The 13467-nt window shown below is 60.3% G+C and carries 9 protein-coding genes; 4 read left to right on the top strand and 5 right to left on the bottom strand.

Annotation, left to right across the window (positions count from 1 at the left end):
- Positions 1 to 128: 128 nt before the first annotated feature.
- Both ACNKU7_RS13910 and sbcB read right to left on the bottom strand, forming a co-directional pair.
- A complete protein-coding gene (locus ACNKU7_RS13910; RefSeq protein WP_418297595.1) occupies positions 129 to 1145 on the bottom strand; it encodes an aspartate carbamoyltransferase in 1017 nt (338 codons plus the stop codon).
- A gap of 193 nt (positions 1146 to 1338) precedes the next feature.
- Positions 1339 to 2775, bottom strand: coding sequence for an exodeoxyribonuclease I (gene sbcB, locus ACNKU7_RS13905; RefSeq protein ID WP_418297594.1), 1437 nt, complete (start codon positions 2773 to 2775; stop codon positions 1339 to 1341).
- Positions 2776 to 2954: 179 nt separating this feature from the next.
- Here sbcB and ACNKU7_RS13900 point away from each other — a divergent pair, with 179 nt between their 5' ends.
- The 3 genes from ACNKU7_RS13900 to ACNKU7_RS13890 all read left to right on the top strand — a co-directional run bounded on the left by ACNKU7_RS13900 (position 2955) and on the right by ACNKU7_RS13890 (position 6423).
- Positions 2955 to 3620, top strand: a complete 666-nt coding sequence (locus tag ACNKU7_RS13900; protein WP_418297593.1) for a hypothetical protein — start codon at positions 2955 to 2957, stop codon at positions 3618 to 3620.
- 177 nt (positions 3621 to 3797) lie between these two features.
- Positions 3798 to 5534: an arginine--tRNA ligase gene (argS, locus tag ACNKU7_RS13895; RefSeq protein ID WP_418297592.1), complete on the top strand. Its 1737-nt coding sequence runs from the start codon at positions 3798 to 3800 to the stop codon at positions 5532 to 5534.
- Positions 5535 to 5541: 7 nt separating this feature from the next.
- The gene (locus ACNKU7_RS13890) at positions 5542 to 6423 is read left to right on the top strand and encodes a dTDP-4-dehydrorhamnose reductase family protein (RefSeq protein WP_418297591.1); all 882 of its coding nucleotides are present in this window, start codon (positions 5542 to 5544) and stop codon (positions 6421 to 6423) included.
- A 262-nt stretch (positions 6424 to 6685) separates the two neighbouring features.
- Here ACNKU7_RS13890 and ACNKU7_RS13885 read toward each other — a convergent pair whose 3' ends face one another.
- Both ACNKU7_RS13885 and ACNKU7_RS13880 read right to left on the bottom strand, forming a co-directional pair.
- Positions 6686 to 6928 carry a hypothetical protein gene (locus ACNKU7_RS13885; protein WP_418297590.1) on the bottom strand — a complete coding sequence of 81 codons (243 nt, stop codon included), beginning with the start codon at positions 6926 to 6928 and terminating at the stop codon, positions 6686 to 6688.
- Positions 6929 to 7151: 223 nt separating this feature from the next.
- Entirely contained in the window at positions 7152 to 8924 is a 1773-nt protein-coding gene (locus ACNKU7_RS13880; RefSeq protein ID WP_418297589.1) for a diguanylate cyclase domain-containing protein, read from the bottom strand.
- 474 nt (positions 8925 to 9398) lie between these two features.
- Between ACNKU7_RS13880 and gcvP the strand changes: the two genes are divergently transcribed.
- The gene (gene gcvP, locus ACNKU7_RS13875; protein ID WP_418297588.1) at positions 9399 to 12290 is read left to right on the top strand and encodes an aminomethyl-transferring glycine dehydrogenase; all 2892 of its coding nucleotides are present in this window, start codon (positions 9399 to 9401) and stop codon (positions 12288 to 12290) included.
- A gap of 168 nt (positions 12291 to 12458) precedes the next feature.
- On the opposite strand, the gene ACNKU7_RS13870 is transcribed toward gcvP, so the two are convergent.
- Positions 12459 to 13193 (bottom strand): MHYT domain-containing protein, encoded by a 735-nt coding sequence (locus tag ACNKU7_RS13870; protein ID WP_418297587.1) that lies wholly within the window; start codon positions 13191 to 13193, stop codon positions 12459 to 12461.
- Positions 13194 to 13467 lie beyond the last annotated feature (274 nt).

Here is a 13467-nt window from a genome sequence, read left to right as displayed (position 1 = left end):
CCGGGTGATTTGCCTTCGCGTCTCAGTTCAGCACTTCGTTCGCAAAGCTTATTAAACTAGCAATTAGAACCACTTAAACTCGAAGCGAAGGTGCCGATACACGGTACTGTCAGGGCGTTATAAAGCCGTTAGATAGGATTGCGACGCACCTGCCAGGTCACCGGCCGTGCGTAATCGTCCACCTTGTTTTCCACCCCCAGCAACATTGCAAACAGTGCCATACGCACCAGCAGGCCGTTGTCAGTCTGGCGGAAAATGGCAAGGCTCGGGTGTTCATTGAGATCCGGATCCAGCTCATTGGCTTCGGCGCGGGAGTCACGCGGCAGCGGGTGCATAATCACGGTGTTGGGTTCCGCATGGCGGGTGAAGATATCGCGGTTCAGGCGGAAGCGACCGCGGTAGCGATCCGCCTCTTCCTGGGAGGCGAAGCGCTCTTCCTGGATGCGGGTGGAATAAACGATATCCACATGCTTGATCGACTGCTCCAGCTGATCGGAAATCGTCACCTGGTGGCCAGCCTCACGCAGTTGCTCGACCACCTTCTCCGGCATCGCCAGCTCTTCCGGAGACACAAACACCAGCTGCACCTTCTTGAACAGGCACAGCAGCTTGCACAGCGAGTGCACCGTGCGGCCGTATTTCAGGTCGCCGATCATCGCGATGCGGAAATCGTCCAGCGAGCGGCCCTTGCCTTCCAGCTCCTTGCGGATGGTATACAAGTCCAGCAGCGCCTGGGTCGGGTGCTCGTTGGCGCCATCGCCACCGTTCACCACCGGTACCCGGCTCGCCGCCGCAAACTCCGCCACCGAACCCGCCTGCGGGTGGCGCATACAGATCACATCCGAATAACCGGACAGTACCCGAGCGGTGTCATAAAGGGATTCGCCCTTGGCCATGGCGCTGGCGGAGATACCCACCGTTTCGCGCACCGTGCCACCCAGCAGGTTAAAGGCACAGCCGAAACTCACCCGGGTGCGGGTGCTGGGCTCCAGGAACATATTGCCGAGGATGGCCCCCTCGAGCACGCGGGTTACTTTCTCCCGGCGGGCGTAGGGAACCATGGTGTCTGCCACAGAAAAGATGCGGTCGATATCACCGCGATCAAACTGGCTGACGGAAAGAATGTTGGCGCCAATAAAATCCATTGCTGCTCCACGTTAAGCACTGTTTGCGCCGGGATCACCGGCGGCTTTACCGGGCGCGTATTCTACGCGGGAGCCGGCCCATGGAACAGAACATTAGAGTCACCGAACCCAACTTACATGGGCCCTCTTACAGGAGCCCACTTTCAGGAGCCCACTTTCAGGAGCCTGCTGGCAGGCTCCCACCCAGCTGACATCAGACCAGCAGCGCGTCGCCCCAGGCCTCCAGCTGATCGAGCAACTCACTGCGCTCCGGGAACTCCTCCCGCAGGCGCGCGATCTCCTCGAAGTAGGCTTCCATGGTGATACTCGCGCCGAACGCCGGATCCGTCAGGCGCTGGTAGCGCCAGGCCTCCCAGCGCGCCTGCTCCACCTCACTGAGGGTCTCCGGATAATTTCTCGCCCGCAGGCGAAAGAGTAGTTCCGGCAGGCGCGAATCGGAAAACGGAACCTCGCCCGCCAGTGCCTCCGGGCCGCGACTGGCCAGCGCCCGGTGCAGCTGGCGACACAGGTCGCGATCCGCATCGTTCATGAAACCGTCGTACAGCCGCGCTTCCACATCCCGCGCCGGGAATTCGCCGTCGAGAAACACCTGGTGCAGCTTCTGCGTAAGATCCAGATCGCGCAGGCGCTGCCAGCTAGCCACGCAGGCCGCCTTGTCGATCCCCAGCTCCGCCGCCCGCTTGTCGTCCAGCATCTTCGCCGGCGCCAGCACCGGGCAGCGGTTCATGTGGATAAGTTTCAGGCCCGCCGGCAATTCGCCTTCACCCAGCTTGTCGCGGGCGGTATACAGGCGCTCGCGCAGGGCATCCGGATCCAGGTCAATAATCGGCTGCGGATCCATGGCCAGATTGGCGCAGATCACCGCGTTGCGGTTAACCGGGTGCATGGCCAGCGGCAGCACATAGGTGAGATGCCCCTGGGCCGCCGACACCTTGCCGGATACGTGCAGCAGCGGCTGGCGGGCGTGGGGGTCGAGCAGCTTGGCCACTTCCTGCTTGCGGCGCAGGTTGTACACATACTCGTACAGGCGGGGCTGCTTCTCCCGGATCAGTTTCGCCATATCGATGGTGGCACGCACATCCGACAACGCATCGTGGGCGCCCTCGTGGCTGATGCCGTTGGCCGCCGTGAGCTCTTCCAGGCGGAAAGACGGCACGCGCTCACCATTGGCGGCGACCCGCTGCGGCCACTGGATGCCTTCCGGGCGCAGCGCGTAAGTCAGGCGCACCATGTCGATAATGTCCCAGCGGCTATTGCCCGAGCGCCACTCGCGCTCATAGGGGTCGAGCAGGTTGCGGTACAGGGTGTGGCGGGTGACCTCATCATCGAAACGCAGGCTGTTGTAGCCCACGCCGCAGGTACCCGGAGCGCCCAGCTCGTCGAGAATGCGGCGGATAAAATCGATCTCCGGCACACCCTCCGCCAGTGCAGTTTGCGGGGCCAGCCCGGTCACCAGGCTCGCCATCGGCTGCGGCAGGCAGTCGCTGGCCGGCTTGCTGTAAATCATCAGCGGTTCGCCGATGATGTTCAGGTCTTCATCCGTGCGGATGCCGGCAAACTGGGAGGGCTTGTCCGCGCCGGGATCCGTACCCCAGGTTTCGTAGTCGTGCCAGTAAAGTGTGGTTGCCATGGAGCCTCCGTGAAGTTTGGGGCACATGGTAACGCAATTGGCGCACAGGCTTCGCGGGCATCAATTTCATTGTGGAGGGATTTCGTATAGATTCCCGGCCCCTCAGCCAGCAAGTTATCCACATTCGACGTCGGCTGAACCGCCTTTGGGACCAAGATACCAACAAAAGGAATACCACCTTGAAAAAGCTTGCCTGCGCCATGCTGCTTTTACTGTCGCCCTTTGCGACCGCCTATGACAGTGCTTACAGCCCTTTCTACCTCAAGTTTGGCTACGGCAGCGTCGATCCGGACATCCACGAACTCGACGAGTACGATTACGAGCAGCCTGCGGGCTACAGCCTGATGCTGGGTTACCAGGCCAGCCCGTTCCTCGCACTCGAGGGTGGTTACGTCAACCTCGGCGAGATCACCGAGTCCTATATTGAGCCCTACGGCTACGGCACCCCCGGATACGATTACTACTTTGAGGAAGGTGTCTACGAGTCCGGCGCCGGTATTTCCGCCAGCTCCCTGGCCATCGGCGTGGTACTTTCAACCGACGTCTACAGCGGCTTCACCGCCGGCGTGAGATTCGGTTACCACCTGTGGGACGTAGAGGCTGACGCCTATGAAATCGACGAGTGGACCGAGTACTTCTGGAACAGCGCCATTGGCGCTTACGAGGCCTATGACTACGGTAACGAAGCCGGACTCAGCGAAACCGTGGACGGCAACGACCCTTACTACGGTGTGACCCTGGGTCTCGGTGCCGGCAACTGGATGTTCAGCGCCGACTACACCGTATACAACATGGAAGACACCGCCCCCGCCCTGGGCAGCATCTCAGTCGGTTTCCGCTTCTGATTTTTCAGGGCAGGCCAGCCGCGGATCCGCGGCTTACCACGCCTGCCCGGTCAATCCCGCAGGCCCGGGTTCCAGAACCCGGGTTCGCGCGCCGGTTGCAATGCCCCCAGCGCACATTAAAATCCCGCCTTCTCTATTATTCCTCCAGTGATTTTCTCCCCGGACGATTCTTACTCTATGAACATTCGCCAACAGCTGAACGACATCTTCCAGGCCGCCATGATTGCCGCCGGTATCCCCGCAGAGTGCAGCCCCGCAGTGGCCCCGGCCAAGAAGGCCGGTTTTGGTGACTACCAGGCCAACGGCGCCATGGCAGCCGCCAAGAAAGTGGGCAGCAACCCACGCGAACTGGCAGCGAAGATCGTCGATAACCTGGATAAGGGCGAGATCATCGAGAAAGTGGAAATTGCTGGCCCCGGCTTTATCAACATTCATCTGAACAACGCCTGGCTGGGCAAAACCCTGGTGGCAGCCCGTGCCGATGAACACCTGAATATCGATAAGGTAGCCGAGCCCCAGACCGTGGTGCTGGACTACTCCGCCCCCAACCTCGCCAAAGAAATGCACGTAGGCCACCTGCGTTCCACCATTATCGGCGACGCGCTGGCCCGGCTGCTGGAGTTCCAGGGCCACAAAGTGATCCGCCAGAATCATATGGGCGACTGGGGTACCCAGTTCGGCATGCTGCTGGCACACCTGTCAGACAAGCTGAAAAGCGACGATGCCGAGGTCGCCCTGTCGGATCTGGAGCAGTTCTACCGCGAAGCCAAGATTCGCTTCGACGAGGAAGAAGGTTTCGCCGACCGTGCCCGCGAATATGTGGTGAAGCTGCAAGGCGGTGACGCCGAGTGCCTGAAACTGTGGCAACAGTTTATCGACATCTCCATCAGCCACAGCGAAGAGATCTATGAAAAGCTGAACGTCACCCTGACACGCAGCGACGTCTACGGCGAGAGTCGCTATAACGACGACCTGCCGGTACTGGTGCAGGAACTGCTCGATCGCGGAATCGCGGTGGAAGACCAGGGCGCGATCGTAGTCTTCCTGGAGGAAATGGCAGACAAAGAGGGCAATCCCAGCCCGATGATCATCCGCAAGAAAGGCGGTGGCTACCTCTACGCCACCACCGACCTGGCCGCGATCCGCTATCGCGCCAACCAGCTGAAGGCAGACCGCATCCTGATCGTGGTGGATGCGCGCCAGTCCCTGCACCTGCAACAGGCCTTTACCGCCGCGCGCAAAGCCAGCTTCCTGCCGGAATCAGTGACACTGGAGCACTGCGCCTTCGGCACCATGATGGGTGAAGACGGCAAGCCGTTCAAAACCCGCACCGGCGGTACCGTGAAACTGGCGGCACTGCTGGACGAAGCGGTTGAGCGCGCCACTGCCCTGGTCGCGGCAAAGAACCCGGAACTGAGCCCGGAACAGCAGGCCGAGATTGGCCGCGTGGTGGGTATCGGTGCAGTGAAATACGCGGATCTGAGCAAGACCCGCACCAACGATTACGTGTTCAACTGGGATTCGATGCTGGCCTTCGAAGGCAACACCGCCCCCTACCTGCAATACGCCTACACCCGCGTGCGCAGCATCTTCCGTCGCGCAGGCATCGCCCCGTCCGAACTCACCGGTGCGATTGAACTCGGCACCGACGCCGAGCGCGCCCTGGCGATCAAGCTCAACCAGTTTGGCGAAGTACTGGATCAGGTGGCGAAGGACACCTTCCCGCACGTGCTGTGTACTTACCTGTATGAGCTGGCCAGCGCCTACATGGCCTTCTACGAAGCCTGCCCGGTGTTGAAGGAAGGTGTCACAGAAGCGCAGAAGCAGAGCCGCCTGCAGCTGTGCGACGTGGTCGCACGCACGATTGCCACCGGCCTCGACCTGCTTGGCATTGAAGTGCTGGAGCAGATGTAACCCCGCCATGCGCGTACTCGTCACCGGCGCCTCCGGCCTGCTGGGCCGCAGTGTTCTCGCCCGCCTGCAACAGCAGGCCGACATCCAGGCCACCGGCACGGCATTCAGCCGCGCCGGTGACCAGCTCATCGCCCTGAACCTGACCGATGCCGACCAGGTGCAAAGGGTACTGGATCAGGTGCGACCGGAAGTGGTTATCCACTGCGCCGCGGAGCGCTGGCCAGATCGCTGCGCCCAACAGCCGGAAAGCGCCTGGCAACTGAATGTGGACAGCACCCGTGCACTCGCAGAAGCCTGCGCTACTCGCGGTGCACAGCTGGCCTACATTTCTACGGATTACGTATTTGACGGCCAAAATGCGCCCTACCGGCACGATGCCCCCACCAATCCGTTGAACTTTTACGGTCGCAGCAAGCTCGCCGGCGAGCAGGTGGTTCTCGAGAGCGGCAACCACTGGGTGCTGCGCCTGCCCTGGCTGTTCGGCCCCACGGCAAACCTGCAGGAATCCGGCATCACGGCGCTGCTGGATATCGTCGCGGATAAAACCCCGGTCAAAATCGACGACTGGGCTATCCGCTTTCCCACCAGCGTGGAAGAAGTGGCCGATGTCATACATCAATGCCTGGCGCGCATCGCTGCCGGCAGCGCGTTTGATGGTATTTACCAGTGGAGTGGCAGCAAGGCGACAACCCGCTACCAGCTCGCTTTGATGGTGGCGGATATCGCCGGTGTGAGCAGCGATCACATCCAGCCAGACAGCAACCCGGTCATGGCCGAGCCGCGTCCCTACAACTGCCAGCTGGACACCTCACGGCTGCGCGATCAGGGGATCACTGCCGATGAGCCTCTTCGCACACAACTGGCACGCACCCTGGCACCATTCCTCTAACCTCCTGAAAGGGCGTGGATCCGGTGACGGGGCGCACCAGCAAGGCGGGTCGAGCGCACGGCAAAACATCGCCAGGGACAGATGACCACTGCGCTGAGATAGAGTATGGGAAAGGGGGCGGCGGGCCTCAGCTCGCCAGAGAAGCCCCTGGGAAGGGCGAGCGACCGGTGTCGTAAAACCAGAATCGTAAACTCACGTGCACAACGCCAGGCGCGAAACATAAGTCGAGCGAATTGATCGCGCAATCAAAGCGGAACTCCGGTCAGCCGGCTTCCCCTGCCAGCGCCTGCTGTACCACCTGTTGCGCCATAGCCATATCGGAATCCCCGATCAGCCAAAGCTCGGAGTGCCAGTCCATGGGATTGCCATCGGGCTGCAGGGATTCCACCCGGGTTTGCTGGGTGAGCACGGAGTAACCGGCGGATTCCAGCAGATTACGCAGGTAACTCCCCAGTAACTGATCGCTCGTTGAATAAATTTTTCTCGCCATACTGCGACTGTTCATTGCTTCCATGCCGGCTTGTGGCCGACGTTCCTTACACTGGCTCCGGAGAGTTCGGTATCGCAAGCATTTGCGGTACCCCCCAAAGCCACCCTCTGACTTCCGCCACCACATTGGATGGGTCACATCCGCTGCAGGCAATTTCGGAAGAAGGTAACTTTAAAGATAGTGCAGGGCGCTGCGGTCATCGGCCCGCAGGGCTGCCTCATGAAGACAGGTGCGCCAATCATCGTGGCTGGCTGGAAATGAGTTCCAGAGTCGCAACGTTTTGCGCGCCTTTTGTTGTAGAGGAGGATTTTGTCGAGGTCGGTGTGGACTCAGGGGAAGAAAGCTCGGCACTCTCGGGCAGGTCGGGGGAAAACAGCTGGAACTTGTTCTTACCATTGCGCTTGGCGTGATACATCGCCATATCTGCCTTTTGCAGTATGGCTTCCAGGGTATCGCCCTGCTCATCAATCGCCACCACCCCCACGCTCATGGTAACGGCTACCAGGTGCCCGAAAATTTTCACCGGCTGGGCCACCGTATTGAGCATTTTTTCTGCCAGTGTCCGGTAGGCATCCGCCTCGGGCAGATCCCGGACAAAGACACAGAACTCGTCACCACCAAGGCGGGCGACAATATCTCCACAGCGCATCACACTCAGTAACCGCCGTGCGAGCACGCACAGCAGCTCATCGCCCCCCTGGTGACCGAGGGTATCATTCACCTGCTTGAAGTCGTCCAGGTCCACAAAGAACAGATAGCCCTGCTCCCGCTGCCCAGTCGTTGCCCGCCGCTGGAGGTTCAGGTAGTGCTCCAGCTGGTCGAGCAGGCTATAGCGGTTATCCAGCCCCGTCAGGCTGTCGTGCATGGCAATCTGCTCAAGCTGGGCGGTTTTGCGGCTCACCATGTCGTTCATGTCTTCCAGCTGATCGCACACCGTGAGGCCGGTATTGTCCAGCACATCCAGCTCATCGAATTTATTCAGATCCTTGTGCACGGGCTGGATCAGGCGACGGGCATCGTCAAAGCGCCCGTTGGTGAGCAGCGGCAGGGCTTGCGCCAGGCGCCGCAGACGCACAATCGGGCGCCACAGGGTTCCCGCCACCGCCGCGCTGAAGATCAGTGCGCCCAGTATCGAAAACAGCAAAAGCAGTTTCACCGAGGCGCTGATGTGCTTCGCCTCTTCGGTGACATCGTCAATGAAGATGAAATGCGCCCCTTCCCCACCTACATCCACCGGCATCACCCGGATATCGTACTGGCGATTGGAAAAGCGAAAGAAGCGGGAAAAGTGCAGGCGCTCGAGACCTTCCCGCTCTGCCAGCTGGGCGAGCAGGGGCAACAGGCGGTCTCGGGAAGTGAGCGCCAGCACCTCGCGCTGCCAACGCTCAACGTAATTGGCGCCATCCGCATACTCGGGCTGACGCTCGCTGGAAATAATGCCGATTTCCGATCCCGTCATGGAGCGAAATCGCTCCAGCAGCTGTGACAGGGCCCGGTCTATCTGCAACACGTAGTCGCCACCACTGGCCCTGACCGGCAGCGCGACACTCTGCACACACGTGTGCTCGCAATACACCCGTTCCAGAGGCTGGCCACGCAGCAGCACCTGGCGCACCTCGTCCCTGGAAAGCCCGCTGTGTGGAGCCCCCCAGGTGAGCGCAGGCTCGGCAGTGCCGGAATACAGCTTCAGCGAGTGCAGCCCCCAGTTGTGCTGTAACAGCTCCCACTGGCGATTCATGGACTTGCGCAGGTCATCCCGGCTGGCGATACGCCCGCGCTCATTGTGTACAACCAGCTCCGCCAGGCGCTGGGCCTCCTGACGCGAGTGCACCATCAGGCCGGAAATCTGTTTCTGGAAGCTGAGATAACGGCTCTCGCGGCTTTTTTCGAGGAGCGATTGCAGGCTGCCATTACCCAGGAGAATGAAAAACAGGCACATGGCGACAACAAGCAGCAGGGAGAACAGGCACGCCTTGAAGCGGAGTGTATTGAGAGTGGCCAGTTTCAGCACAGCAGATTCCCGACTTCCATGGAGTTGAGTGCAATTTATTCTGTGCAGAGTGCCTTCCTTGCCTCCAGCCTTACCTCTCCTGCGGCACAGGGTTACCCCGGTCTGCGGTGATTTATACGCACAGTATGGTCAAGATCTCACAGCCCAGCGGTCACCACGAAAAACCGCAGAATAAAATAACGCCACATTTGCAGAAACAGGATATATCTCACAAAAATGCCGATCTTCTAGCATATTTTTGACCGTGGCCGTGCCCAATTGCCCACTACCAACGCGGTTGCTAAGATGCGCGCCGGCCGGGCCCCACACCGCCAGTATGCGGGGCTATTCCAAATGCGGGCCACTTTAGACATCGGGCCACCTTAGTCGTGGCCCTCTTTGCTATTTTTTACCGGTACTTTTCTGACAACAGCGCACCCTCTGGCAACAGCGCGCCGGCAGCACACTTTTAGTGTTTACAGGAACTCATCCACTATGACCCAGCCTTCGCTCAAGCAGTTGGAACAACGCGACGCGTTTATCCGTCGTCACATTGGCCCGGATGCCGCCCAGACCCAGGCTATGCTCGAAACCCTTGGCGTTGCGTCCCTCGACGAGCTGATCGAGAAGACCGTGCCCGCTTCCATCCGTAAACAGGATGAGCTGGATCTGGCGGATGCCGTGGATGAGCAACAGGCGCTGGCGGAACTGAAAGCCCTGGCGAGCCGCAACAAGATCTTCCGTACCTTCATCGGTATGGGTTACCACGACACCATCACCCCCAACGTGATCCTGCGCAACGTGCTGGAAAACCCGGGCTGGTACACCGCGTATACCCCCTACCAGCCGGAAATCGCCCAGGGCCGCCTCGAGGGCCTGCTGAACTTCCAGCAGATGATCATGGACCTGACCGGCATGGAACTGGCCAACGCCTCCATGCTGGACGAAGGCACCGCCGCCGCAGAAGCCATGGCGATGTGTAAGCGCCAGGTGAAGCGCAACAAGTCCAATACCTTCTTCGTGGATGCCGACTGCCACCCGCAGACCATCGCCGTCGTCAAAACCCGTGCCGAGCACTTCGGCTTTGACGTACTGGTAGGCAACCCGGAAACCGAGCTGCCGGAAGACCTGTTTGGCGCCCTGTTCCAGTACCCGGGCTCCACTGGTGTGGTACGCGACCTCACTGACCTGATCGCCAAGGTGCACGACGCCGGCGCCCTGGTCACCGTTGCCGCTGACCTGATGAGCCTGGTTGCGCTGAAAGCGCCGGGCGAGATGGGCGCAGACGTGGTTGTCGGCTGCAACCAGCGCTTCGGTATCCCGATGGGCTACGGCGGCCCGCACGCCGGCTTCTTCGCGTTCCGCGAAGCCTACAAGCGCTCTGCGCCCGGCCGCATCATCGGTGTCTCCGTAGACAGCAAAGGCAAGCGCGCCCTGCGTATGGCCATGCAGACCCGCGAGCAGCACATCCGCCGCGAGAAGGCCAACTCCAACATCTGTACCTCCCAGGTACTGCTGGCGGTGATGAGTGCGTTCTACGCCATCTACCACGGCCCGCAAGGCCTGAAGACCATCGCTGCGCGCATCCAGCGCCTGACCGACATCCTGGCCGCCGGCCTGCAGCAGTCCGGTTTCAACCTCACCCACGAAAGCTGGTTCGATACCCTCACCATCAACGTGGGCGACAAGCAGTCTGAAATCTTCGAGCGCGCCATCGCCGCCGAGATCAACCTGCGCAAGGTTGGCAGCGACGCACTGGGTATCAGCCTGAACGAAACCACCAAACTGGCCGACGTCTCCGAGCTGCTGGCCGTATTCATCGGTGGCGAGCACAACCTGGACCTGGGCAAGCTCGACAGCGAGCTGGTCGCCAAAGGCCCTGCCGGTGTTCCGGCAAACCTGCAGCGCACCACTGACTTCCTGACCCACCCGGTATTCAACACGCACCACTCCGAAACCGAGATGCTGCGCTACCTGAAGACCCTGGAGTCCAAGGACATCGCCCTGAACCACAGCATGATCCCGCTGGGTTCGTGCACCATGAAGCTGAACGCCACCGCGGAAATGATCCCGGTGACCTGGCCGGAATTCGGCAAGCTGCACCCGTTCGCGCCGGCCGACCAGGCCGAAGGCTACCGCGAAATGTTCACCCAGCTGGAAGCCATGCTGGCGGAATGTACCGGTTACGACGCCGTGAGCCTGCAACCGAACGCCGGCTCCCAGGGTGAGTACGCCGGCTTGGTAGCGATCAAGAAATACCTGGAAGCCAAAGGCGAAACCCAGCGCGACATCTGCCTGATCCCGGCCTCTGCACACGGCACCAACCCGGCATCCGCGATGATGGTCAGCATGAAGGTGGTCGTGGTTGCCTGTGACAACAAGGGCAACGTCGACATCGCCGACCTGAAAGCGAAAGTGGAAGAGCACGGCGACCGCATCGCCGCGCTGATGGTCACCTACCCGTCCACCCACGGCGTGTTCGAGGAAGGCATTCGCGAGATCTGCGAACTTATCCACAATGCCGGTGGCCAGGTGTACATCGACGGTGCCAACATGAACGCCCTGATTGGCGTGGCCGCACCGGGCAAGTTCGGTGGTGACGTATCCCACCTGAACCTGCACAAGACCTTCTGTATCCCGCACGGTGGCGGCGGCCCCGGCATGGGCCCGATCGCCGTTGGCGAACACCTGAAGCCCTACCTGGCCGGCCACCCGGTAACCGAAGTTCCGGGCAACGATCCGGTGAACGGCACCATCTCCGCGGCACCCTGGGGCTCCGCGAGCATCCTGCCGATCAGCTGGATGTACATCCGCATGATGGGCAAGACCGGCATGAAGCTGGCCACCGAGACCGCGATCCTGAACGCCAACTACGTGGCCAAGAAACTGAGCGCGCACTACCCGCTGCTGTACACCGGCACCAATGGTTTTGTTGCGCACGAGTGTCTGATCGACCTGCGTCCGCTGAAGGAAGTGAGCGGCATCACTGAGGAAGACATTGCCAAGCGCCTGATGGACTTCGGTTTCCACGCGCCCACCATGTCCTTCCCGGTAGCCGGCACCCTGATGATCGAGCCGACCGAATCCGAAGCCCAGGAAGAGCTGGATCGTTTCGTGGAAGCCATGGCGATCATCCGCCAGGAAGCGGAAGACGTGGCGAGCGGCAAGTACACTGCGGAAGACAACCCGCTGCACAACGCGCCGCACACCCAGGACGACATCATGGCCGACGAGTGGACCCACGCCTACAGCCGCGAAGTGGCCGGTCGCCCGGCACACTGGCTCAAGCACCACAAGGTGTGGCCGGCGTCCAACCGTATCGACAACGTCTACGGTGACCGCAACCTGATCTGCTCCTGCCCGCCGGTAGAGAGCTACATGGACTAAAAGTCTGAAATAAAAAAACCGGAGCAATTGCTCCGGTTTTTTTATGCCTTGATCAAACCAGTTTCGTCATCCCGGCCTTGAGCCGGGATCCAGCATTGCCGGGGTGCGACAACCCTGCTACCTGGATTCCCGCGTGCGCGGGAATGACAATTGGTTCTTAATTGGGATTCAGCTGGCAAGTTGCGGGCGGCTGCGGTGCCAGCGGGCAACCCCGATCGCGAGCACCAGCACACACAGGGCAACAAAGCCCGCAAAAATTTCCACCGAAGTCTGGCTTACCGCACCGGCCCAGCCCGACTGGGGCATGACACCGGTCATGCGGTAACTGGCAGCTGTCATGCCGGTGTAATGCATACCGCATACTGCCACGCCCATGACCAGCGCACTGAGGAACTTGCGTCCGTTACCCTGCATGTTGAACGCCATCCACAGCGCCGCGAACGAAGCCACCACCGCGATAATGATCGAGATCAGGATGATATTGAGGTTATAGCTGACTTCCGCCGGCATCAGCATCGACGCCATACCGAAATAATGCATACCGGCCACACCGGCACCCATAAATACGGAAGCAGGCAGCAGGCGATCGATGCTGAATCGGCCGGAACCACAGATCGCCATGCCCACAGTACAAGCAGCAACCGCAACGGCCAGCGAAACCAGGGTGCCCCATACATCGTAGGCCATTTTCATATCAGTCTTTAGTGCCAGCATGCCGACAAAATGCATGGACCAGATCGCACCAAGGCCCAGTGCCGCACCCGCTGACACAATCGCCGTACGTCGCTGTGCCCTGGTTGCCGCTACAGGGATCGCGGTGACTAATTGCAACGCGGCAAAGGATCCCAGGACGGAAATGACATAAGACAGAAAAACAATCGCGGGATCGTATTGAGCAAGCATGGTGAGATTTTCCAGAGAAACAACAGAAGGAATTTATGAGGTTCACTGCCCTTGCGGACAGGTGGTTGTGATTACGCAGCAAAGCGCGAAACAGATCACATGACAAATTCCATGTGAAACCGATACCGGGTGAACCAAGCGACTCTCCGAATTCATCGCGAGAAACTACTGATACACCAGCTGCATCCCGAGCTATTTTCCTGGTCTTCATTCAAGCAGCGGGAGTTCACGCCTCCCGCTTCCCCATTTTCTATTTGCCGTTCTTACTCGGCAC

It is taken from the genome of Microbulbifer weihaiensis (assembly GCF_048323715.1).
Taxonomy (GTDB): Bacteria; Pseudomonadota; Gammaproteobacteria; order Pseudomonadales; family Cellvibrionaceae; genus Microbulbifer.
Note: the sequence above shows the minus strand (reverse complement) of the source record. Positions and strands in the feature narration are given on the sequence as shown.

Excerpts from the sequence above, each read along its gene's own strand:
- ACNKU7_RS13910 (WP_418297595.1), bottom strand. The coding sequence starts at position 1,145 with ATGGATTTTATTGGCGCCAACATTCTTTCCGTCAGCCAGTTTGATCGC.
- sbcB (WP_418297594.1), bottom strand. The coding sequence starts at position 2,775 with ATGGCAACCACACTTTACTGGCACGACTACGAAACCTGGGGTACGGAT.
- argS (WP_418297592.1), top strand. The coding sequence starts at position 3,798 with ATGAACATTCGCCAACAGCTGAACGACATCTTCCAGGCCGCCATGATT.
- ACNKU7_RS13890 (WP_418297591.1), top strand. The coding sequence starts at position 5,542 with ATGCGCGTACTCGTCACCGGCGCCTCCGGCCTGCTGGGCCGCAGTGTT.
- ACNKU7_RS13885 (WP_418297590.1), bottom strand. The coding sequence starts at position 6,928 with ATGAACAGTCGCAGTATGGCGAGAAAAATTTATTCAACGAGCGATCAG.
- gcvP (WP_418297588.1), top strand. The coding sequence starts at position 9,399 with ATGACCCAGCCTTCGCTCAAGCAGTTGGAACAACGCGACGCGTTTATC.
- ACNKU7_RS13870 (WP_418297587.1), bottom strand. The coding sequence starts at position 13,193 with ATGCTTGCTCAATACGATCCCGCGATTGTTTTTCTGTCTTATGTCATT.